The sequence below is a fragment of the Sphingomonas sp. R86520 genome (genome assembly GCF_042466285.1).
Classification (GTDB): domain Bacteria; phylum Pseudomonadota; class Alphaproteobacteria; order Sphingomonadales; family Sphingomonadaceae; genus Sphingomonas.
In genome coordinates this window covers 953153-975123 of the sequence record NZ_JAXHBZ010000001.1, presented here as the reverse complement: position 1 = coordinate 975123, position 21971 = coordinate 953153, and the positions used below count along the sequence as shown (strand labels likewise).

General features: G+C 64.4%; 17 protein-coding genes. 9 read left to right on the top strand and 8 right to left on the bottom strand.

Annotated elements, in window-relative coordinates:
* Positions 1 to 28: 28 nt before the first annotated feature.
* The gene (locus SJY41_RS04705) at positions 29 to 3067 is read left to right on the top strand and encodes a TonB-dependent receptor (protein ID WP_380779491.1); all 3039 of its coding nucleotides are present in this window, start codon (positions 29 to 31) and stop codon (positions 3065 to 3067) included.
* 48 nt (positions 3068 to 3115) lie between these two features.
* Here the strand turns inward: SJY41_RS04705 and SJY41_RS04700 are convergent, their stop codons facing one another.
* A complete protein-coding gene (locus tag SJY41_RS04700) occupies positions 3116 to 4405 on the bottom strand; it encodes an N-succinylarginine dihydrolase (RefSeq protein ID WP_380779489.1) in 1290 nt (429 codons plus the stop codon).
* 407 nt (positions 4406 to 4812) lie between these two features.
* Between SJY41_RS04700 and SJY41_RS04695 the strand changes: the two genes are divergently transcribed.
* The 8 genes from SJY41_RS04695 (at position 4813) to mazG (ending at position 12820) form a co-directional block, all read left to right on the top strand.
* Positions 4813 to 5859, top strand: a complete 1047-nt coding sequence (locus SJY41_RS04695; protein ID WP_380779487.1) for a lytic transglycosylase domain-containing protein — start codon at positions 4813 to 4815, stop codon at positions 5857 to 5859.
* On the top strand, positions 5843 to 6589 hold the full coding sequence (locus SJY41_RS04690) for a septal ring lytic transglycosylase RlpA family protein (RefSeq protein WP_380779486.1): 747 nt from the start codon (positions 5843 to 5845) through the stop codon (positions 6587 to 6589). The genes SJY41_RS04695 and SJY41_RS04690 overlap by 17 nt, the downstream gene beginning before the upstream one ends.
* A gap of 25 nt (positions 6590 to 6614) precedes the next feature.
* A complete protein-coding gene (locus SJY41_RS04685) occupies positions 6615 to 7778 on the top strand; it encodes a D-alanyl-D-alanine carboxypeptidase family protein (protein ID WP_380779484.1) in 1164 nt (387 codons plus the stop codon).
* 28 nt (positions 7779 to 7806) lie between these two features.
* Positions 7807 to 8784 carry an AAA family ATPase gene (locus tag SJY41_RS04680; RefSeq protein WP_380779482.1) on the top strand — a complete coding sequence of 326 codons (978 nt, stop codon included), beginning with the start codon at positions 7807 to 7809 and terminating at the stop codon, positions 8782 to 8784.
* 71 nt (positions 8785 to 8855) lie between these two features.
* Positions 8856 to 10403: a methionine--tRNA ligase gene (metG, locus tag SJY41_RS04675; protein ID WP_380779480.1), complete on the top strand. Its 1548-nt coding sequence runs from the start codon at positions 8856 to 8858 to the stop codon at positions 10401 to 10403.
* Positions 10403 to 11197 carry a TatD family hydrolase gene (locus SJY41_RS04670; protein WP_380779478.1) on the top strand — a complete coding sequence of 265 codons (795 nt, stop codon included), beginning with the start codon at positions 10403 to 10405 and terminating at the stop codon, positions 11195 to 11197. Before metG ends, SJY41_RS04670 begins: the two co-directional genes overlap by 1 nt.
* Positions 11194 to 11958 (top strand): MBL fold metallo-hydrolase, encoded by a 765-nt coding sequence (locus tag SJY41_RS04665; RefSeq protein WP_380779476.1) that lies wholly within the window; start codon positions 11194 to 11196, stop codon positions 11956 to 11958. The genes SJY41_RS04670 and SJY41_RS04665 overlap by 4 nt, the downstream gene beginning before the upstream one ends.
* 151 nt (positions 11959 to 12109) lie before the next feature.
* Positions 12110 to 12820, top strand: a complete 711-nt coding sequence (mazG, locus tag SJY41_RS04660; protein ID WP_380784059.1) for a nucleoside triphosphate pyrophosphohydrolase — start codon at positions 12110 to 12112, stop codon at positions 12818 to 12820.
* On the opposite strand, the gene hflX is transcribed toward mazG, so the two are convergent.
* From hflX to dusB, 7 genes are all read right to left on the bottom strand, one after another.
* Positions 12801 to 14093 (bottom strand): GTPase HflX, encoded by a 1293-nt coding sequence (gene hflX, locus SJY41_RS04655; RefSeq protein ID WP_380779475.1) that lies wholly within the window; start codon positions 14091 to 14093, stop codon positions 12801 to 12803. The genes mazG and hflX overlap by 20 nt on opposite strands.
* Positions 14090 to 14647 (bottom strand): RNA chaperone Hfq, encoded by a 558-nt coding sequence (gene hfq, locus SJY41_RS04650; protein ID WP_380784058.1) that lies wholly within the window; start codon positions 14645 to 14647, stop codon positions 14090 to 14092. The genes hflX and hfq overlap by 4 nt, the downstream gene beginning before the upstream one ends.
* Positions 14648 to 14734: 87 nt before the next feature.
* Positions 14735 to 16111: a sigma-54-dependent transcriptional regulator gene (locus SJY41_RS04645; protein WP_380779473.1), complete on the bottom strand. Its 1377-nt coding sequence runs from the start codon at positions 16109 to 16111 to the stop codon at positions 14735 to 14737.
* Positions 16112 to 16115: 4 nt separating this feature from the next.
* On the bottom strand, positions 16116 to 18359 hold the full coding sequence (locus SJY41_RS04640; RefSeq protein WP_380779471.1) for an ATP-binding protein: 2244 nt from the start codon (positions 18357 to 18359) through the stop codon (positions 16116 to 16118).
* A 52-nt stretch (positions 18360 to 18411) separates the two neighbouring features.
* Entirely contained in the window at positions 18412 to 19851 is a 1440-nt protein-coding gene (gene ntrC / locus SJY41_RS04635) for a nitrogen regulation protein NR(I) (RefSeq protein WP_380779469.1), read from the bottom strand.
* Entirely contained in the window at positions 19848 to 20912 is a 1065-nt protein-coding gene (locus SJY41_RS04630; RefSeq protein ID WP_380779467.1) for a nitrogen regulation protein NR(II), read from the bottom strand. The genes ntrC and SJY41_RS04630 overlap by 4 nt, the downstream gene beginning before the upstream one ends.
* Positions 20899 to 21897, bottom strand: a complete 999-nt coding sequence (gene dusB / locus SJY41_RS04625) for a tRNA dihydrouridine synthase DusB (RefSeq protein ID WP_380779465.1) — start codon at positions 21895 to 21897, stop codon at positions 20899 to 20901. The genes SJY41_RS04630 and dusB overlap by 14 nt, the downstream gene beginning before the upstream one ends.
* Positions 21898 to 21971: the final 74 nt, after the last annotated feature.

Here is a 21971-nt window from a genome sequence, read left to right as displayed (position 1 = left end):
TCGGTTTGACCGGACGGGGAGTGACGTGATGGGCTTGAAGAAATCGACCAGGAACCGGCAGGCGAACTGTCTCGGGCAAATCTCCATTGGCAGCTTGATCCTCGGGCTCGCGATGCCAGCCGCCGCGTTCGCGCAGGCGGCTCAGGTCCCGAACAGCGTGACGCCCGGCACCCCCGCACAGGTCGATCTCTCTCCGGCGCAAACTGCCGTCGTGCCCGACGGTCAGCCGACCGACAGCGCCGCGACCACGGCGCCGCAAACCGCGCCGGGTACACTACCGGCAGATAGCGAGACCGCCGAGATCATCGTGACCGGCTTCCGCCGCTCGCTCGATGCCGCGCTGAACGTGAAGCGCCAATCGGTGTCATCCGTCGATGCGATCGTCGCGGAGGATATCGCGAAGTTCCCCGACCAGAACCTGGCGGAATCGTTGCAACGCATTCCCGGCATCTCGATCCAGCGCGATGCCGGCGAGGGACGTGCGATCACCGTGCGAGGGCTGGGCGCGCAGTATACGCGGGTCCGCGTCAACGGCCTCGAAACGGTCGCCACATCGACCGACGGTGCCAGCTCCAATCGCGATCGCGCATTCGATTTCAACGTGTTCGCTTCCGAGCTCTTCAATTCCATCGTCGTGCACAAGACCGCGGAAGCATCGCTCGACGAAGGGTCGCTTGGTGCGGTCGTCGACTTGAACACGGGTAACCCCCTTGGCGGCAAGACCGGCGTCACGCTCGTCGGATCGGCGCAGGCCAGTTACAATGATCTCAGCAAGAACTTCGGTCCGCGCCTTGCCGGGCTGCTCTCATGGAAGTCGGCAGACGGCACGTTCGGCGTCGCGCTGTCGGGCGCCTATACCAAGACCAACAATCTCGAACTCGGCAACAACAGCGTCCGCTGGGCGCAGGGTGTGTTCGATTCCGTGAACGGCGCCCGCTGCTTCACGCAACCGAACCGGGGCGGTACGTACACCAACGCGGCAGGCTGCGACCAGGCAGCGCTCGCGTTCCATCCGCGTATCCCGCGCTACGGCTCGGTCCGGCACGACCGCGAACGTCTTGGTCTGACGGGCAGCGTCCAATGGTCGCCGACGGACTCGACCAAGGTCTCGATCGACGGGCTCTATTCCCGCTTCAAGGAAACCCGCGAGGAAAAATGGGGCGAAGTACTGCTGCGCTCGAACGAACGCTCGATCGACATCAGCAACTTCACGATCGATGCCAACAACAATCTGGTGAAGGCGACGCTTAACGACGCCTGGGTTCGTACCGAGCACTATCTGCGTAAATCGCAGACCGAGTTCTATCAGCTGGGTGGCAGCTGGGATCAGGACGTGACCGAGAAGTTCCGCTTCACGTTGCTCGGCGGCTTCTCGAAATCGGATGCGACGATCCCCGTCGAGACGACGTTCGTGTTCGATGATCGCGACGCCCAGGGCTATAGCTACGATTATACGGACATGAAGCATCCGACGTTGACGTTCGGGACCAGCGTTACCGACCCGGCGAACTTCCAGTTGGCCGAGATCCGCGACCGGCCGTCGGAGACGGTCAACACGTTCCGTACCGCGCAGCTCCGCACCGAATGGGACGTCGCGGAAGGGTTCCAGATCAAGACCGGCGCGATGTATCGGCGCTTCTCGTTCGATACCAAGGGCTTCTCGCGTGATGCGGTGGTCTGTCCGAACGCAGGCGGCAAGGACGTCGTGCTGGGTACCCTGAACTGTTCGCCGAACACGCTGTTCGGCCCGACTGCGGTCTACGGGTTCCCTGCAGGCAGCCTCGGCGAAGTCTTCAACCTTGGCAAGGCCGGTCAGCCTTCGGGATCGACCACCAGTTTCCTCGTGCCGAACATCGATGCGTCGGCCGCCTATACGGGACTTTACCGCCGCACGCCGACCGTGCTGGTGGGCGATACCCGCAGCGTGATTGAGGAAGTCACCGGTGGTTATGCCGAGTTCGACGTGAAGGGCGATATCCTCGGCCTCAACTATGCGGCGAACGCTGGCATGCGGTATGCGCATACGAGCCAGAAATCGACCGGCATCTCATCTGCCGTCGTCGGTGGCGTCACCGTCAACACGCCAGCGACGGTGGGCCGAAGCTATGACGATTGGCTCCCGGCGATCAACGTGGCGTTCTTCCCGACCGAGAAGGTCATCCTGCGCGGTGCGATCTCGAAGGTGCTGACACGGCCCAGTCTCGGCAGCCTGACGCCGGGCGGATCCGTCGATGGCTTCAACTACCGCGTGACGTTCGGCAACCCGCTGCTCAAGCCATTCCGCGCGACGGCGTTCGACCTCGCCGCCGAATGGTATTTCGCGCCGCAATCGATTTTCTCCGTCGCGCTGTTCAAGAAGCTGATCGAAAGCTTCCCCGTCACGCAGCCACGCAGCGGCACGTTCGCCTCGACCGGCCTGCCGCTTTCCGTGATCCCCGCCAGTTCGCCAGCCGCGCTCAATCCGGAAGGCCAGGAATGGCAGATCAACGCGCCCGTAAACGGCGTCGGCGCATCGTTGAAGGGGATGGAAATCTCGCTTCAATCAAGCTTCCGCTTCCTGCCGGGCTTCCTGAAGAATTTCGGCTTCCTGGCCAATGCCACGTTCGTCGATTCCAAGGCGGACTATACCCAGGCCGGTCCCGCGACCACGGTATCGCGCGCAACGTTCAATCCGGTTACCGGCGCGGTAATCTCGCCGGGAGGCGTGCTGGGCGCGTTGCCTGCCATCACGCGCACTGCGACGCTCTACGGCCTGTCGAAGCGCGCCTATAACGGCACGCTGTACTATGAGGACAAGAAGTTCAGCGCGCGTGGGTCGGTCAGCTATCGCAGTCCGTATATCGACGGGAGTTCGGCGACGGGCAATCTGTTCGAAGGGTACAACTCGACACTGAACGTCGATGCCTCGCTGCGCTACAAATTGACGCCCGCGGTCGAGGTCTCTCTGGAAGGCACGAACCTCACCGACAATTACCGCAGCCGGTACAATGATCTCGACGCGAACCGGAACTACGAGAACAACCATTTCGGCCGCACGTTCCTGGCCGGCGCGCGGTTCAAGATGTAGCGCGAACGCCGTCGACCTTCGGGCGCACCCCTTAGCGAGGTGCGCCCGTTATAGTTCGTCCGTGCCGAAGCCCAACGCCTCCGTCAGGGCTGACCGTGCCCGTGCGCATCGATCCCACAAGCGGGGGTCGCCAAGTTCTTCGGGAGCGATCGATTCCGGCCATTCTTGGGTAATGACCTGTTCGAGCCGGGCGCAAACCGTCTCGTTGAGCAGAAAGCGCGGGTCGATCGCGGCAAGCGCGTCCGCGTCAACCTGGACGCGCAACCTGAGGCAAGCGGGGCCACCACCGTTGCGCATCGATTCGCGGACGTCGACGACCTCCAGGCGATCGATCGGACCGCCCTGCGCGATGAGTTCGTTCAGCCACGCCCAGACCGCCGCATTCTCCTGCGCCTCGCCAGGCAGGACCAGGGTCATGCCCCCGTCCGGCATCGTCACCAGCTGAGAATTGAACAGATACGTCCTGATCGCGGTATCCAGGCTGACCCGGTCGGCAGGAACCTCGATGGTCACGACATCCGGGACCAAGGCGGCCAGCGCCGCATACAGAGCCGCGGGATCGGCAAACGCGGCTTCGTGAGCGAACAGGACATGGCCGTTCGCGACGGCGACGACGTCATTGTGGAAAGCCCCCGCCGCGATCGCCGCATCGCTCTGGCGCACCACCAGTGAGCGGGCGGGGGAGAGACCGTGCCGACGGGCGACGGCTTCGCTTGCGGTACGGTGCTGGCGGGACGGGAAGCCACCCGATTGCCCCTCACCATAGACGAACATTTCCACCGCCGGCCCGCCTGAACGGGGCGCGATACGCATGAAGTTCGCGGCGCCCTCATCGCCGAAGGCCGCCGGCAACGGGGCATGAATCCGGAAGAAGCGAGGATCAGGAAACGCAAGACGAAGTTGCCGCTCGGTCTGTCCGGCCTCGCTGGCGCGGTGCGGCATGGTCGACAGGTTGGCCACCGAGAGATGGCACAGCCCGTCGCGCGTGTCCGGCGCCGGCGAGACCGTCGCGGCGTTCGCGGTCCACATCGCCGATGCGGACATCGCATTGGCGACGAGGGCCCGGTCGGACATCCAAGCCGAAGCGAGCGTTTCGGTATCGCTGCCGTTGAACCCCAGCGTTCGCAACCAGTCGGTGTTCGGCCTGACGTGCGGGAGAAAGACGCCCTGGCCAAGCCCCATCGCCAACATCCGCCGCATCTTACCAACACCCTGAAGCGCAGCGAGCCGAGGGGACGACACCGCGCCGGCATTGGCGAACGAGGCACGATTGCCGATAGATAGCCCGGCATAATTGTGCGTCGGACCGACGATGCCGTCGAAGTTGACCTCGATCACGCTGTTACTCCCAAGCTTCCACGTTCGACTAAGTTTGCCGGTACCGGCGTCAGCGGGGAGGATAGCGGGAATGGGCTACGGGGTAAAACGGCACCACCGACGGCAAGTGTCGAGACAGCGCCACGTTGCACGGCGGAAACCTACGCCAGGCTACCGACCTTACACACTCAGCGATGTGTCTGGATATAGTCGGGCAGACAGGATTCGAACCTGCAATTGCCAGGTCCCGAACCACCTGCGCTACCAGCCCGCGCCACCCCATGGCGGCGTCGCAGTTCTAGCGTACCTGCTCGGATGTGAAAGCGCCAACAGGGCGAAGACGCGAAAAACTGTCCACGCGGCTATGCGTGCCAAGCATGCGACGACGCGAGGTTCCGATCATGACGCGTCTGTGGCACATCTCGTGAATGGGTGGGGCATCGACAGCAGCGGCTTGGCTGCGCAAGAGTGTATTCGGCATCGTTGCGGCGCTGACCGTTAATGGGCCGGCTACGGCGCAGGACGATGCGGGGTTTCAATCCTACATGGTTGCGCTGCGTCAGCAGGCGCTTGCGGACGGCGTAAGCGTCCGTACGGCGGATGCGGTCTTTCCGGGACTGACGCTCAATACGCGCGTCATCGAACTGGACCGCGCGCAGCCCGGCGCCACCAACTCGAGCGCCGTTCCCGCGTTTGCACCGTACCGGACACAGCATGTCGATCCGGCAAGGATCGCGCGTGGGCGGCAGACATATCAAGCGCAACGCTACCGACTGCAGCGGATCGAACAGCAAACCGGCGTGCCGGAGTCGATCATGGTCGCGATCTGGGGCCATGAAACGAACTACGGAAGCTATACCGGTAATTTCGATCTGCTTCGCTCGCTCGCGAGCCTGGCATACGAGGGCAGGCGGCGGTCGTTATTCGCCGGCGAGTTCATCGCCGGGCTGAAGATGCTCGACCGCGGCGTGACGCGCGACCAGTTGAAGGGAAGCTGGGCAGGGGCCACCGGCAACCCCCAGTTCCTGCCATCGATATATCTTCGCATCGCGCGCGACGGCGACGCCGACGGGCGAGCGGACATCTGGAACAGTCCCGCAGACACACTCGCGTCGATCGGCAATTACTTCGTCGACGCCGGATGGCGGGCAGGGCAGCCCTGGGGGGTCGCGGTCGGCGTACCCGCCGGGTTCGATCGCTCCCAGGTCCGTAATCGCCTGGTGTCGCCGCGCTGCCCACGCGTGTTCGAACGGCATAGTGGTTGGCGAACGATCGCCGAATGGCGCGCGCTGGGCATCACGTCGCAGAGCGGCAGCTGGCCGTCCGATGGCGTCATGGCGACGCTGCTCGAGCCGGACGGGCAGGGGGCGACCGCCTATTTGCTGACCAGCAATTACCGGGTCATCCTCGATTACAACTGTTCGAATTTCTACGCGCTGTCGGTCGGATTGCTGGCCGATGCGGTCGAGCGCTAAGGCTCTCTGCCTCGCATTCGCGTTGGCTGCGTGCGGTCATGCGCGCGAAAGTGGCGGCGCGGTCCTTTCGGCGGGTGGCGGGCTGTATGGCGGCTACGAGGATACCGGCGTCGCAAGCTGGTACGGCGAGGAATTGACCGGCAACCGGACCGCATCGGGCGAGGCGTTCGATCCCGATGCGATGACCGCGGCGCATCGTACGCTGCCGCTCGGGTCGTTCGTCGAGGTGACGTCGCTGGAGACGGGGCGGTCGATCCTGGTGCGGATCAACGACCGGGGGCCAGGTCGACGCGATCGGATGATCGACCTGTCGCGCGCCGCTGCTCATCTGCTGGGGACGGATCGTCGTCAGGTCGCCGCCGTCCGCATTCGCGCGATCGTTCCGACACTCCGGGACGTTTCACTGCTGCGATCCGGCAAGGGCGTTGCGTTGCCATCAACCGATCTCCCGGCGCGCTATACGCTCGCGACGAGCCAGTATTCGGCGCCCGAGCATAAACCGTTGCCCACGTTCGCGGCGGGCCAGCGGTATCTGTTGCAGGTCGCGACGTTTTCGAACGAGGCGCGCGCGACGGCACTGGCGAAGCGGCTCGACGCCGATGTCATCCGGATCGGCGGGCTGTACCGCGTTCGGATCGGACCATTCGGCAATCCCTCCGCATTGCAACGCGCACGTGACGCGGTCGCCGAGCGCGGCTATGGCGATGCACAGGTCCTGCCCACGGATTGAGTTCCCTTTTGCCTACGGAATCCCCATGAAGAAGCTGATCGTTGCCCCGATTGCCGCCATCGCGCTGGCCCATCCTTCCGTCGCCGCCGCGCCGCAGTTCCAGACCGCGGCGCCGATCGCGTATATGGAAGACCTGTCGTCGGGCGCGGTGTTGTTTGCGCGCGATGCGGACCGCCGTATGCCGCCAGCCTCGCTCGCCAAGATGATGACCGTCTATGTCGCGTTCGACATGGTCAAGAGGGGTGAACTGAAGCTCGATCAGCCGATGACCGTCCGCCCCGAAACCTGGGCAAAATGGCATGGTCCTGCCGCGGGTTCGACGATGTTCCTTTCGTCGGGTGAGAACGTCAGCGTGGCAAACCTCCTCTACGGTATCGTCACGCTCTCGGGCAACGACGCGTGCATCGTTCTCGCCGAGGGCATCTCGGGGTCGGAGCAGGCGTTCACCGAGCGGATGAACCGCAAGGCGGCCGAACTTGGGCTGAAGGACAGTCATTTCGGAACCGCCAATGGCTGGCCCGACAATGGCGTCACCTACGTGACGGCACATGACCTCGCCAAACTCGCCGCGGCGACGATCACCAACTACCCCGACCTGTACAAGCAATTCTATTCGAAGCGCGATTTCACCTGGGGCAAGACGATGGGCGGCAGCGCGATCACGCAGGCCAACCGGGATCCGATCCTCGGTCGAGTGGCCGGCGCCGACGGACTGAAGACCGGACATACCGAAGAGGCCGGCTATGGCTTCACCGGCTCGGCCGTACAGAACGGACGCCGGCTCGTCATGGTCGTGGCTGGCCTGACCAGCGCCAACCAGCGCGCCGAAGAATCGGTTCGGTTCATGGAATGGGGCTTCCGGGCGTGGCAGTCCAAGCCGATCGTCGCGAAGGGTCGCAAGATCGAGACCGCCCCCGTCCAGCTCGGCAACGCCTCGTCGGTCGGACTGGTCGCGCCAAAGGCGCTGACGGTAACCTTGCCCGCAGGCACCTCGCCAAACCTTACGGCAAAGGTCGTCTACGACGGGCCGATCAAGGCGCCGATCACGGCAGGCCAGCATATTGCCGATCTGGTCGTCACGACCTCCGACGGGCTTCAGCAGACCATGCCGCTCGTTGCAGAGAAGGACGTTGCAGTTGCCGGCTTCTTCGGGCGCGCATGGGCGGGGCTGACCGGGTTCTTCGGCTGATGACGTCGCCGCGTGTCGCGCGACGGGCATGACCGCAGTTTACGGTAACGAGGGCGCGCAGTCCGCATTCCTCTCGGCGATGCGGGGCGGATCGCTGCACCACGCCTGGTTGCTGACCGGACCGCAAGGCGTGGGCAAGGCGACGTTCGCGCGCGCGGCGGCAATGCGGATGTTGGCCGACGGCGTAGCCCTGGATGGGGCTGCCGTCGGCTTCGACGTGGCCGAGGGCGATAGGACGCGGTCGTTGATCGAGGCCGGTTCGCATCCGGATTACCGCGTCCTCGCCCGCCTGCCCAAGGATCCGGAGAAACCAGACCAGGATCTCGCGCGCAGCATCACGATCGCGCAGGTGCGGACGTTGCAACCCTTGTTTGCGACGACGCCATCGATGAGCCCGCGCCGCGTCGTGCTGATCGATGCGATCGACGATCTGGAGCGGGGCGGCGCGAACGCCTTGCTCAAGAATCTCGAAGAACCCCCGGCGGGAACGATCTTTCTTCTGATCAGCCATGCGCCCGGACGGCTGCTTCCTACGATCCGATCGCGGTGCCGTCTCCTGCGGTTCGACGCGCTCGGCGCGGAGGACGTGACGACCGCGATCCGGGCGATGCGCCCGGACGCCGACGAGCAGGAAGTCGCGGCGCTCGTCAGGGCCAGTGACGGTGCGCCGGGACGCGCGCTTCGCTATGCGGGCCTGGATATCGCCGGGATCGACGATGCGCTGGCGGCGATTGCCGCAGATGGCGACCGCGACAATGGTCGTCGTCTGAAGCTAGCAAAGGCGCTCGCCGGCAAGACGTCGCAACCCCGGTACGAAGCGTTCCTCGATCGCGCGCAGGCGTTTATCGCGGACGCCGCGCGCGTTCGGTCGGGCCCGTCGCTACGAACCGCGCTCGATGCCCATGCGGCCGCGCGGGACCTGGCCGGCGCCGCAGTCGGACTTTCCCTCGACGCTCAGGCGACTGTCTTCGAGATGGCGGGTATCGTCGCGTCGCTACGGCACTGACCCGAGGATGATTTGAACGACGGTCATAGCCTGGGCTTCACCTGATCGGAGCGATGCTCTAGGAGCGCGGCATGGCCGACCCCTTCTATATCACCACCGCTATCCACTATCCCAATGGCCGCCCGCACATTGGCCACGCGTATGAGATGATCGCAGCCGACGCGATCGCGCGTTTTCAACGCCAGGCCGGACGCGACGTCCTTTTCCAGACCGGGACCGACGAGCATGGCCTGAAAATGACGCAGGCCGCGCGCGAACGGGGCATTCCGGTACGTGAGTTCGCCGACGAGATGTCGGCCCATTTCAGTGCTATGGCGGACCGCCTTGGCATCTCGTACGATCGCTTCATCCGGACCGTGGACAAGGATCACTACGCCGCGAGCCAGGCAATCTGGAAGGCGATGGCGGAAGCGGGCGACCTGTATCTCGACCGGTACGAAGGGTGGTACTCGGTCCGCGACGAAGCGTTCTACGATGAGGCGGAATTGTCGGGGGAGGGCGATGATCGCCGTTCACCGCAGGGAACGCCGGTCGAGTGGACCGCGGAGGAAACATGGTTCTTCCGTCTTTCGAAATACCAGCAACCCCTGCTCGATCTCTACGCGGCCAATCCGGACTTCATCCGTCCGGAAAGCCGCCGTAACGAGGTCATGCGCTTCGTCGAGGGCGGGCTGAAAGATCTTTCGGTCTCCCGCACCAGCTTCGACTGGGGCGTGCCGGTGCCTGACAGTCCCGGCCACGTCATGTATGTCTGGGTCGACGCGCTGACCAATTACCTGACCGGCGTGGGCTATCCCGACAAGGCCGACGATGGGGCCAAATACTGGCCTGCCGACATCCACCTGATCGGCAAGGACATCGTCCGCTTTCACGCGGTGTATTGGCCGGCGTTCCTGTTGTCCGCCGGGATCGCGTTGCCAAAGAGCGTCTTTGGTCACGGCTTCCTGCTGACACGCGGCGAGAAAATGTCGAAGTCGGTTGGCAACGTGGTCGATCCGATGGCGTTGGCGGACGCGTTCGGCGTCGACGCGCTTCGCTATTTCTTCCTGCGCGACGTCAGCTTCGGACAGGATGGAAGCTATTCCGCCGAAGCCATCGTAACCCGCGTCAATGCGGAGCTGGCGAACAGCTTTGGCAACCTCGCCCAGCGAACATTGTCGTTCATCGCGAAAAACCTGGACGGCGTGTTTCCTTCGGTGGGCACGGTCGCGGATGCCGACGGCATGCTGATCGAGGAAATCGTCGTGGCCTGCGCGGGGTTCAAATCCGCCTTTACCGACCTAGCACTGTCGCAGGCGATCGAGGCATGGATGCGCGGCGTGTTCGCGTGCAACCAGTATATCGACGCACAAGCGCCCTGGGCATTGCGCAAGACCGATCCCGACCGGATGCATGCCGTGTTGCGCACGCTGGTCCGCGCGATCCGCATGCTGGCGATCGCCATCCTGCCCGTCGTTCCGGAGTCCGCCGGCAAGGTGCTGGACCAGATTGGCGCCGTCGAGCGTGATCATGCTGCGATCGACGACGACGGATGGTTTGACCGGGTCGCGGCGTCCGACTTCCGGATCGCACCGCCGTCCCCGGTGTTCCCCCGTCTTGAACTTCCTGCGGAGGCCTGATGCTCGCCGACAGCCATTGTCACCTGAACTATAAGGGTCTCGTCGAGGATCAGCAGGCGGTGCTCCAGCGTGCGCGGGCCCGCGGCGTGACCGCCATGCTGAACATCTCGACACGGGAAAGCGAATGGGACGACGTCGTCGCCACCGCCGATCGCGAGCCAGATGTATGGGCGACGATCGGCATCCATCCGAACGAAGCGGACACCTATCCGGATGTCGACGCGGCAAGGCTGATCGAACGCGCGCAACATCCGCGGGTCGTGGGTCTCGGCGAAAGTGGCCTCGATTATTTTCGGGATACCGCTGACCGCGCCCGCCAGCAGAAGAGCTTCCGTGCCCATATCGCCGCATCGCGCGAAACCGGGTTGCCGATCGTCGTGCACACCCGTGACGCCGAGGACGATACAGCGTCGATCATGGCCGACGAGATGGGGAAGGGCGCCTATCCCGGAGTCATCCATTGCTTCACGGCAAGTGGAGTTTTCGCCGACAAGGCGTTGGAAATGGGCCTTTATATCTCCATATCCGGGATCGTGACGTTCAAGAACGCGCAGGACCTGCAGAAGACCGCGGCTCGGCTGCCAGTCGAACGGCTGCTCATCGAAACGGACGCTCCGTTCCTGGCGCCGGTACCGCATCGCGGAAAGACCGGCGAACCCGGTTTCGTCGCCGATACAGCAAAGTTTCTCGCCGAGCTGCGCGGAGAGTCCGTCGAGGAGCTGTCGCGCGTTACCGCCGAGAACTTTCACCGGCTGTTCGCCAAGACCCGTCCGACGAGCGCAACCGGAAGGTGAGAATTACCATACTCGGGTCCGGCACATCGTCGGGCGTACCGCGGATCGGCAACGACTGGGGCGATTGCGACCCGTCCGAGCCTCGCAACCGTCGAACGCGGGCGTCCGCGCTGATCGAGCACGACGGTACGCGCATTCTGATCGACACCGGGCCGGACATGCGCGAGCAGTTGCTGGCTGCAGACGTCGACCGGGTCGATGCGGTCATCTGGACGCACGACCATGCGGACCATTGCCACGGCATCGATGATCTACGCCAGCTCTACCACGTGAGCGGTACGCCCGTACGGGGCTATGCACGGCCGGCGACCCTGGCGGCGCTCGACGCGCGTTTTACCTATGCATTTCACGGCCGCGCGGGCTATCCGCCGACGATCGAGGCGAAGGCGTTGCCCGATCGGCTGGAGATCGGTGGCATTGCGATCAGCGTGACCGATCAGCCCCACGGGAACATCCATGCCGCCGGATTGCGGTTCGAAGCCGGCAACGCCGCGATCGGATATGCGACGGATTTCAATATCATGACCGATGATATGGCGACCATGTACGAAGGCCTGGACATATGGGTCGTCGATGCTCTTCGCCGGCGGCCGCATCCGACGCATATGGAGTTGCCGGCCGTACTGGACTGGGTCGAACGGCTCAGGCCCGGTCGTACGGCTTTGATCCATATGGACCACAGCATGGACTATGCGCGCTTGTGTGCCGAATTGCCGCCGGGCGTCGAGCCTGGGTATGATGGTCTCGTACTGGAAGCATGATCGGCTTGCGCTGGCGTCCGGCTTCGCAGGAGCAACCCACGCCTCCAAACCACACCGGATTTAACATAATGTATATTATCGATCTTGCGGTATCGGCCTTGGATCTGAATGTTCGGGAGCATTCGTCGTGATCGAGCGGCTCGTTGCGATCATGGCTCGTTTGCGCGATCCCGTCGACGGATGTGACTGGGATCGCGCGCAGACCTGGTCGACCATCGCGCCGTACACCATCGAGGAAGCCTATGAGGTTGCCGACGCGATCGAGCGGAACGATCCGGTCGACCTCAAGGACGAGCTGGGTGACCTGTTGCTTCAGGTGGTCTTCCATAGCCGGATCGCCGAGGAAGCCGGCCAATTCGCGCTGGCCGACGTCGTGACGTCGATCGCCGACAAGATGGAACGTCGCCATCCCCACATCTTCGGGCAGGCCGAGCGTTCGCCTGGTTGGGAAACCATAAAGGCCGAAGAACGCGCGGCCAAGCCAGATGCGAGCGCGCTGGCGGGCGTGGCGCTTGGCCTTCCAGCGCTGTCGCGTGCCGACAAGTTGCAGAAACGTGCAGCCCGCGTCGGCTTCGACTGGCCCGACAGCGCCGGTCCATTGGCGAAGGTCTACGAAGAGATCGAAGAAGTTCGCGAGGCTCCGTCCGATAGCATAGCCGAGGAGATCGGCGACCTGCTGTTCGCGGTGGCCAACTGGGCTCGACATCTCGGCATCGACCCCGAGGCGGCGCTGCGTGCCGGCAATGCCAAATTCGAAGGACGGTTCCGGGCGATCGAGGAACAAGGCGGCGACAATTTTGCCGACCTGTCCCTCGACGACAAGGAAGCCCTATGGCAGGCGGTCAAGCATCGCGGCGGATGAACCTGTCATAATCGGCTTCGGACAGTCGGACGTCGTAGGTCGTCACGAGGTCGTCGCTGGAGCTGCCGAACACCTCGCCGTGCGCGTGCAGCCACGCGGCCCCCGCCCCGTCGCCGGCGTCCAGCTTGATACTGTAGCGTCGGTGCGCGTCGGTGAGTTTTGCCGCAACCTGATCGATCAGGTTCTGGACCCCTTCCCCGCTGAGCGCGGAAATTGCGACCACGTCGTCACGCCGGGCGGCCTCGCCGGCAATCTCATCATGCGTGTCGGCATCCAGCAGGTCGAGCTTGTTCCAGACCTCGAACCGCGGCGTGTCGTCATCGACGCCGATCTCGGCCAGCACCGCTTCGACATCGGCGCGCTGCGCCTCGGTATCGGGATGTGCGATGTCGCGGACATGGACGAGCAAGTCGGCGGAAACCACCTCTTCGAGCGTCGCCTTGAACGCGGCCACCAGCTGCGTCGGCAGGTCCGAAACGAAACCGACCGTGTCGGACAGGATGGCCTTGTCCAGACCGGGGAGCTGGATCTGTCGCAACGTCGGGTCGAGCGTTGCAAACAGCAGATCCTCGGCCATCACGTCCGCCCCCGTCAGTCGATTGAACAGCGTCGACTTGCCGGCATTGGTGTAACCGACCAGCGCGATGACCGGCCACGGCGCGCGCTGGCGTCGTTCCCGGTGCAAGCCACGGGTGCGACTGACCTGTTCGAGCTCGCGACGCAAACGCGCCATGCGGTCGCGGATCAGCCGGCGATCTGCCTCGATCTGGGTCTCGCCGGGGCCACCGAGGAAGCCGAAACCGCCCCGCTGGCGCTCGAGATGCGTCCAGCTCCGCACCAGTCGCCCGGCCTGATAATCGAGATGGGCAAGCTCGACCTGCAGACGACCCTCGGCCGTCGCAGCACGCTCGCCGAAAATCTCGAGAATGAGACCGGTACGATCGATGACCTTGGTTTCCAGCGCCTTTTCGAGATTGCGCTGCTGGATCGGGCTCAGGCTCGCGTCGAAGACGACCAGTCCGGCCTCTTCCATGCGAACCTGCGTCGCGAGCAGTTCGACCTGCCCGCTGCCGATCAGCGTTGCAGGCTTGGCCTGGCGAACGCGGTACGCGATCCGTTCGACCACCTCGACGCCAATCGCCGCGGCTAGCCCAGCTGTTTCCTCGAGCCGGGCGTCGACGTCCCGCGAGGCATCGCCCTGATCGGGAAGAACGACGATCGCGCGGGTGCCACGGGTAAACTCGTCCCGATCGCGTTCGAAACCACTACTCAATCGTCATCGTCCGTTTCATCCGTGTCGGTTGGTTCTTCGGCGAGGTTCAGCGGGCGTGCCGGCTGGATCGTCGAGACCGCGTGCTTGTACACGAGCTGCGCCATGCCTTCGCGCTGCAGCAACATGCAGAACAGGTCGAAGCCCGCGATCTGACCCTGCAGCATGACGCCGTTGATCAGGAACATGGTCACGCTGTCTTCGGATTTGCGCACCGCGTTCAGGAAGATTTCCTGTAGCAGCGGGTGCTTCTTCTGGTTTTCTCCGACCGCGTCGACGATCGCCGACACGTCCATCGGTCCCGCCGGCATGATCGTCGAAATCGCATGCTTGTAGATAAGCTGCGACTGGCCATCACGGCGAAGCAGGACGGAAAAATTATCGAACCATGTGACGATGCCCTGGAGCTTCACGCCCTTGACGAGGAACATGGTAACCGGCGTCTTCGAGCGCCGTAGAGCGTTCAGAAAGAGATCCTGAAGCGAGCCTGGTTTTTCGGCCAATGGGATAACCCTTTGTTTTTGGCGGGACTTTGCCCGCGAGGCGCTGTTTCCCAGCGTCGGAGATGCGCCCGGTTACCGGGCACGGATAGTGATCTATGATCGAAGCACCCTTAGTTCCAGAGGGCGGCCGAAATACGGCAATCAATCCTCGCGGGTTTCGGTGATCCCCAGAAGCTTCAGTTTGCGGTGCAATGCCGAGCGCTCCATGCCGATGAAGCTCGCGGTACGCGAAATGTTTCCCGAGAACCGGCGGATCTGAACCCGGAGATATTCGCGCTCGAACGTCTCGCGCGCTTCTCGCAGCGGCGAACCCATGATCGCCGTCGACCCGGCGGACCCTATATCGCCCTGATCGCCCAACACTTCGGCAGGAAGGAGATCGAGGTCGATGCGGCCTATCCGGTCGCCGGGCGCCAGAATGATGGTCCGTTCGACGACGTTGCGAAGCTGCCGGACATTGCCCGGCCAGTCGTAGGACTGCAGCGCGACCATCGCATCGGCGGCAATCTCGGGCGTCGGCACCCGCCGCTCAGAGGCGTAATGCGCGATAAAGTGCTGAACGAGCGCCGGAATGTCCTCGCGACGGTCCGACAATGGCGGGATCATCACCGGTACGACGTTGAGCCGGTAGTAGAGATCCTCGCGGAAACGGCCTTCGGCAATCTCGAACACCAGGTCGCGTGCCGTGGCCGAGACCACGCGGACATCGACCTTGACCACCCGCGTGCCGCCAACGCGCGTAAAACTTTGGTCCGTCAGGGCACGCAGGATGCGTGCCTGGGTCGCGATCGGCATGTCGGCGATCTCGTCGAGGAACAGGGTACCGCCGTGCGCCTGCTCGAACAGGCCTGGACGGACCAGGTCCCCCGCTTCCTCGACGCCGAACAGTTCCTCGTCGACCCGCTCGGGGGTCATGCGGGCGGCGCTGACGATGATGAAGGGCGCGTCGGTCCGCAGGCTCCAGCCATGAAGCAGACGTGCCGCGACTTCCTTACCGACGCCAGCCGCGCCCATGATAAGCACGCGACTGCCCGTGGCGGCGACGCGCTTCAGGGTCGCACGAACCCCGTTGATCGATCCCGAGCTCCCCGTGAGATCGGTTTCGCGACCGACGGTCGCGCGCAGCGTGGCGACCTCGCGGCGGAGGCGCTCGGTCTCGGTCGCGCGCGCCACCATCAACAGGAGCCGCTCGGCCTCGAAGGGCTTCTCGATGAAGTCGGACGCCCCGCGCCTGATCGCGGCGACGGCGGTGTCGAGATTGCCGTGCCCCGAGATCACCAGCACCGGGATCGACGGGTCGCGGCGCTTGATCTCGTCGAGCAGTTCCAAGCCGTCCAGCCGGGAGCCCTGGAGCCAGACGTCGAGCAGCACCAGCGACGGACGCCGGGCTGCGATCGCCTCCAACGCGGAATCGCTGTCGCCAGCGTCGCGCGTGTCATAGCCCTCGTCCTCCAGGACGCCGGCCACCAGTTCGCGAATGTCACGTTCGTCGTCTACGACGAGAATATCGAGCGCCATCAAATCATGTCCGGTTGCGAGTCATCGTGGCGAGTTGGCCCTCCCCTGCCAACTCGGGTGCGGATGCCCCTTGGTCGAGCGCGGCGAGCGCCTTGGTATCGAAGTTCATCGTGACGAGAGTGCCGCCACCGGGCCGATCGGAAAACCCGATCGTTCCGCAATGCTCCTCAATGATCTTCTTGACGATGGCAAGCCCGAGACCGGTGCCGCGTGCACGCGTCGTCACATAGGGCTCGACGATACGGTCGCGATCGGCGGGGAGGCCAATCCCCGTATCGGCCACCGCGATCTCGACGGCATTCGGCTTTTCAACCAATGTCATCGTTACCGTCCCACCCGGTTCCCCGCGCGTTTCAATCGCTTCCACGGCGTTTTTAACGATGTTGGTGAGAGCCTGACCGATCTGGCGACGATCGCACACGAGCGCCAAGCGAGGGTCGTCATGGACCAGGTGGAAGCCGATACCCGGATGCGCGACCTCGTGGAGGAATAGCGCCTGTCGCGCCGCATCGACCAGGGATTCCTCACGGAAGACCGGTTTCGGCATGCGGGCAAAGGAGGAGAATTCATCGACCATACGACGCAGATCGCCGACCTGGCGGATGATCGTATCGGTCAACCGCGAGAACGTGCCGTCCTGCATCTCGATCTTGCCGCCATACCGACGCTGCAGGCGCTCTGCAGCCAGCTGAATCGGGGTCAACGGGTTCTTGATCTCGTGCGCGATGCGACGCGCGACATCCGACCATGCCGCACGACGCTGATCGAGAAGTTGCTGCGTGATGTCGTCGAAAGTGAGGATCGGCCCGGTCGCTGGACGCGCGATCCTGACCGCGAGCGTCCGCGTTTCGCCGCCCTGCCCGACCTCGACGATCGCCTCTCGATCTCCACTGTCGAGCATCGTGTCGAGTTCGGGTGCGACGTCGCCAAGCTTGCGCCCGACAAGGCTGCCGGAGCCGGCGCGAGTGCCCAGCAGCGCCGTCGCGGAATCGTTCGTAATCGTGATCGTACGGTCGCGGCCGGTGGCGATCACACCGGCCGATACGCCCGCCATGACCGCCTCGATGAGCGCCCGACGGTTCTCGAGCTGACCGTTCGCGGTCAACAATTCGGTATTCTGCTCTTCGATCCGCGTCGTCATCTGATTGAAGGCACGCGCCAATGTGCCTACCTCGTCTCGGCTCCGGGGATCCGGGACGCGTGCCCGCAAATCGCCGTCCGCGACGCGTCGGGCTGCATCGACCAGCTCGCCGACCGGGCGGACCACCCGGTCGGCGACCGCCAGTGCGATCCACACCGCAATGCCGACGATCAGCAGCGATATCAGGAGCAGCGCCGCATTGAACGTCAGCTGCAGGCTGCGCGAGCGCGCGAGCAAGGATCGATAGCTCGTGAGGACCTCGTTGGCGCGCGTCGTCTGGCCGGACAGAAGCTTCGTGTCCTCGACGCGCCCTGCGTACAAAAACAGCTCGTCCGATCCGGGAAGCATCGTGATCGTCTGGATGCGGTCGCCGGTTACCGTGACGACTGCGGTTTTCCCGGCGCGCAACTGAGAGATCGCAGCGGGGGTAACCTGGCGTGCGAAGTCGATTTCATACGGGTTCACGATCGCGAAGGTCTGGATATCGCCCTGCGGCGTGACCTTGAACAGCGCGCCCTCCGACAGGCTGCGGTAATAGACTTGCTGCAGGAAGAATCCCGAGAACTCGCGGCTTTGCAGGGATCGCTCGCGCAGATAGCCGGACATGTCGCCCGCCATCGTCACGGTAGCCTCCTGCCAGCGATTGAGCTGCCGGGCGTAGGAGGATTGCGCCAGCGCGGTCGCGTTCTCGAGCATCCCGCGCGCCTGGTCGGAATACCAGAACTGAACGCCGTACTGGAACAGCAGCGATGCAAAGATCGTCACCAGCAGCATCGGCACCGCCGCGACGATCGAGAAGAGCGCGACGAGCCGGACGTGCAGCCTGCCGCCGCCGCCAACCGGCGAACGCGCTGCCCGACGCATCGCGACGCGGCGTCCCAGCAGCATCATCAACGCTATGCCAGGCACCAGATTGGCGACGAGCAGCAACGCTACCAGAGGCGGCGCGATGAGCCGCTGCGGTGCATCGGTTCCGACGATGACGAAGTAGCTCGCGATCGCGATCCCGATCGCAACCGCCAGCACGAGCAGCTCGACGGCGGGCGTCACCACGAACCGGTTGCCCGGTCCATCTTCATCCACAGGTAGCGTCGCGGAAGCGATCATCGTTGCTGCGGTACAACGTCAACCGTTGCCTTGAAACCACATAATGCGGGAATCAGCGTCCACCTGCGTCATTCAGACGAATGTCGACTACGGCGATACCCAAGGTATCGAGACGCTTGCGCAGCGTATTGCGGTTGATGCCCATCGCCCGTGCGGCACGAAGCTGGTTCTGGCCGTGCCGTGCGAGCATGGCCTCGATGAGGGGCCGCTCAACCTCGCCGATAACCCGGTCGTACAACGTGCCATCGTCGAGAGCGGCGGGATCCTCGCGCGCGATACGTTCGATCAGCCCGTGAACCGCTTGCGCGATATCGACGTCGGCGGCTTGCCCGGTGACCGTATGTACGCCGATCATCGAACGAATTGCCTCGGCGCCGATCACTTCGTCGCGGGACAGCACGGCCAGACGACGCATCAGGTTTTCAAGTTCGCGAACGTTGCCGGGCCAGTCATGCACCGCGAGTGCCGTCAACGCGTCACCGGCGAGTTGCCGCCGCGGCAGTCCCTGGACCGCTGCATGGTCAAGAAAGTGACGGGCCAGCAGCGCGATATCCTGCCGGCGTTCGCGCAAGGCAGGCAGGACGATCGGCACGACGTTGAGGCGGTAGAAAAGGTCTTCGCGAAACTGTCCGTTCGCCACGTGAACCGCGAGATCGCGATTGGTCGCGGCGACGATACGGACGTCGACCCGGATGGTACGCGCGCCGCCCACGCTGGTGAATTCGCCCGACTGCAGCACGCGGAGCAAGCGGGTCTGCGCTTCCATGGGCATATCGCCGATCTCGTCGAGGAACAGCGTGCCACCGGACGCCTGCTCGAACCGGCCCGCGTTGCGCGCCGCGGCGCCCGTGAACGCACCCCGCTCGTGCCCGAAAAGCTCGGCTTCAATCAGCTCGCGGGGAATCGCCGCCATGTTGATCGCAACGAACGGCGCCGCGCTGCGAGGCCCGAGATCGTGGATCGCGCGGGCGACGAGTTCCTTGCCGGTACCCGATTCGCCCGAGATCAGCACGGTCAGGTCGTTGGACACGACGCGCGCGATGATCCGGTACACGTCCTGCATTGCCGCCGACCGGCCGATCAGCGGCAGCGCCCGGTCCTCCTCGTGGAGATCGTCGTCGGAGACCAGGCCGCCGCGAGCCAGCGCGCCGGTCACGGCTCGCGTGAGAACGTCGAGGTCGAACGGCTTGGGAAGATATTCGTAGGCGCCGACCTCTGCCGCGCGAACCGCCGTCGTCAACGTGTTCTGCGCCGACAGGACGATGATGGGCAGCAGGGGAAAGCGGGCCGCAACGCTGCGGACATGATCGATCCCGTCACCGTCGGGCAGAATGACGTCGGTGACGATGACGTCGGGTAACGCCAGTTTGAGAGCGTGCTCGAGTTGCGCCAGACTGTCCGCGACCGTGACCTCGTGCCCGGCGCGTCGCAATGCCTGCGCGACGACGGTCCGGATCGCCGCATCGTCGTCGACGACCAGCACCGTGCTCATGATGCCGCCCTTGGCAGCAACAGTCGGAGAACGGTCATTTCGGGCATTCCTTCTCGGGCATATTGGACGATCCCGCCCATGTCCCGCGTGAGCTTGTCGACCAGCGCGAGGCCAAGCCCCTGCCCTTCGCGACGACCGGAAACGAATGGATCGAACAGATGATCGGCGATGTCGGCGGGTGCCCCGGGGCCGTTGTCGAAGATACAGATCTCGATCGGCAGCGGCAGGCGCGGCTTGCCCGGCGCCGAACTGACGGTGATGCCGTGCCGGTAGGCGGTGGTCAGTATGATCCGCGGTTCGCGTTCGTTTCGAACCGCTTCCCGCGCGTTCTTCAGCAGGTTTATGACGATCTGGAGCAGCGCGTCACGGTTGATCTGGGCGGGCGGTAGTGAAGGATCGAAGCGCTCCTCAATCGCAATTCCCCGTGCAAAACCAGCGAGCGCGAGACGACGCGCGTGGCCGAGCAGCGGGTAGATGTTTTCGCTGCCGAGCGGCAACGGACGCGTGTCGCTGAAGTCCTGCATCCGGTCGATCAGCGCGGCGATGCGGTCCACTTCGGTGACGATCAGCGTGGTGAGTTCGCCCGCACCAAGCAATTGTGCCGCGCCACGGATCCCCGAAAGCGGGTTCTTGATCTCGTGCGCGAGCATCGCCGCGGCGCCGACAGCGGCCCTCGCGCCCGCTGCGCGGTCCGCGGAATGTCCGAGGCGTCGCGAGGTTGCAGCCGCGTGGAGCGTGATCGCGCGCCAGCCTGGATAATCGGCAATCTCCGTCTCGGCGAAATCGACGCGGATCTTGCCCCCGCGCGCGGTGGACATCTCGGTATCGTAGACTGCAAGCCCGTGACCATCGCGATTACGCGGATCGTCGGGCGGCGGTATGATCGCGTCGAGCGGTTGACCGATCATCAGCCGCTCCGAGAGGTTCAGCAGTTGCTCGGCCAGCGCATTGGCATGGGCCACGCGGTGATCGGGATCGACGACGACCACGGCCACCGGCAACGCCGCGAACAGGTCCGCGAAGCCCGGCCGGCTGCGCGACTGGGTCTCAGGCGGCCGCAAGTTCGCGCCAGGGAGCGTAGAACTCGGCCAGCATCGCCTTGACCTGCTTCGGATCAGGAACCTGGTTCACCTTGTTGCGGAACTCGGCCGACCCCGGCAGCCCCTTGGTGTACCAGCCGATGTGCTTCCGCGCCATGTTGACGCCGGTCTCGATCCCGTAATGCTCGAGCATCGCCTCGTAATGCCCGGCGATCGCGTCATATTGCTCGGTGATCGTCGGATCCTCGATACGGCGGCCGGTGGCGAACCACTCCATCACCTGGCCGAGCACCCACGGCCGGCCGTAAGACCCGCGACCGATCATCAGCCCGTCCGCGCCGGACTGGTCCATCGCCGCTTCGGCGTCCTCGATCGTGCAGATGTCGCCATTGACGATGACCGGCACGGTGACGGCATCCTTGACCGTGCGGACGAAGCCCCAATCGGCGCTACCCTTGTACATCTGGTTGCGCGTGCGGCCGTGAACGGTGATGAGCTTGATGCCGAGGTCCTCGGCGATCCGCGCGAGCTCGGGCGCGTTGAGACTGTCGTGACACCAGCCCATCCGCATCTTGAGCGTCACGGGAACGTCGACCGCCTTGACGGTAGCGTCGATGATGGCGCTGGCCAGCTTGGTATCGCGCATCAGCGCCGAACCGGCATCGCCGTTGACAACTTTCCGCACGGGACAGCCCATGTTGATGTCGATGATCGCCGCGCCGCGATCCTGGCTGAGCTTGGCCGCCTCGCCCATTTCGTACGGCGTGCAGCCGATCAGCTGCATCGACACCGGCTCCTCAAGCCGATCCCACGCCGCCTTCTGCAACGACTGGCGCGTCTCGCGGATCGCGGCCTGGCTTGCTACCATTTCGGTAACGTTGAGGCCCGAACCATAGCGGCGGACGAGCGTGCGGAACGGCTTGTCCGTGACGCCAGTCATCGGCGCGAGCACGACCGGGCTTTCGATCCGGACGGGACCGATCTGGATGGGAATTAGATTACGCATGAATGTGCCTGAAAAAGAGGCAACCGCTTACCCCAGCCCGTCGTTTCAGGCAAGGCTGGCGACCGCCAGAGCTA

Coding starts and splice junctions, on each gene's coding strand:
- SJY41_RS04705 (WP_380779491.1), top strand. CDS start 29: ATGGGCTTGAAGAAATCGACCAGGAACCGGCAGGCGAACTGTCTCGGG.
- SJY41_RS04695 (WP_380779487.1), top strand. CDS start 4,813: ATGGGTGGGGCATCGACAGCAGCGGCTTGGCTGCGCAAGAGTGTATTC.
- SJY41_RS04690 (WP_380779486.1), top strand. CDS start 5,843: ATGCGGTCGAGCGCTAAGGCTCTCTGCCTCGCATTCGCGTTGGCTGCG.
- SJY41_RS04685 (WP_380779484.1), top strand. CDS start 6,615: ATGAAGAAGCTGATCGTTGCCCCGATTGCCGCCATCGCGCTGGCCCAT.
- SJY41_RS04680 (WP_380779482.1), top strand. CDS start 7,807: ATGACCGCAGTTTACGGTAACGAGGGCGCGCAGTCCGCATTCCTCTCG.
- metG (WP_380779480.1), top strand. CDS start 8,856: ATGGCCGACCCCTTCTATATCACCACCGCTATCCACTATCCCAATGGC.
- SJY41_RS04670 (WP_380779478.1), top strand. CDS start 10,403: ATGCTCGCCGACAGCCATTGTCACCTGAACTATAAGGGTCTCGTCGAG.
- mazG (WP_380784059.1), top strand. CDS start 12,110: ATGGCTCGTTTGCGCGATCCCGTCGACGGATGTGACTGGGATCGCGCG.
- SJY41_RS04645 (WP_380779473.1), bottom strand. CDS start 16,111: ATGGCGCTCGATATTCTCGTCGTAGACGACGAACGTGACATTCGCGAA.
- SJY41_RS04640 (WP_380779471.1), bottom strand. CDS start 18,359: ATGATCGCTTCCGCGACGCTACCTGTGGATGAAGATGGACCGGGCAAC.
- ntrC (WP_380779469.1), bottom strand. CDS start 19,851: ATGAGCACGGTGCTGGTCGTCGACGACGATGCGGCGATCCGGACCGTC.
- dusB (WP_380779465.1), bottom strand. CDS start 21,897: ATGCGTAATCTAATTCCCATCCAGATCGGTCCCGTCCGGATCGAAAGC.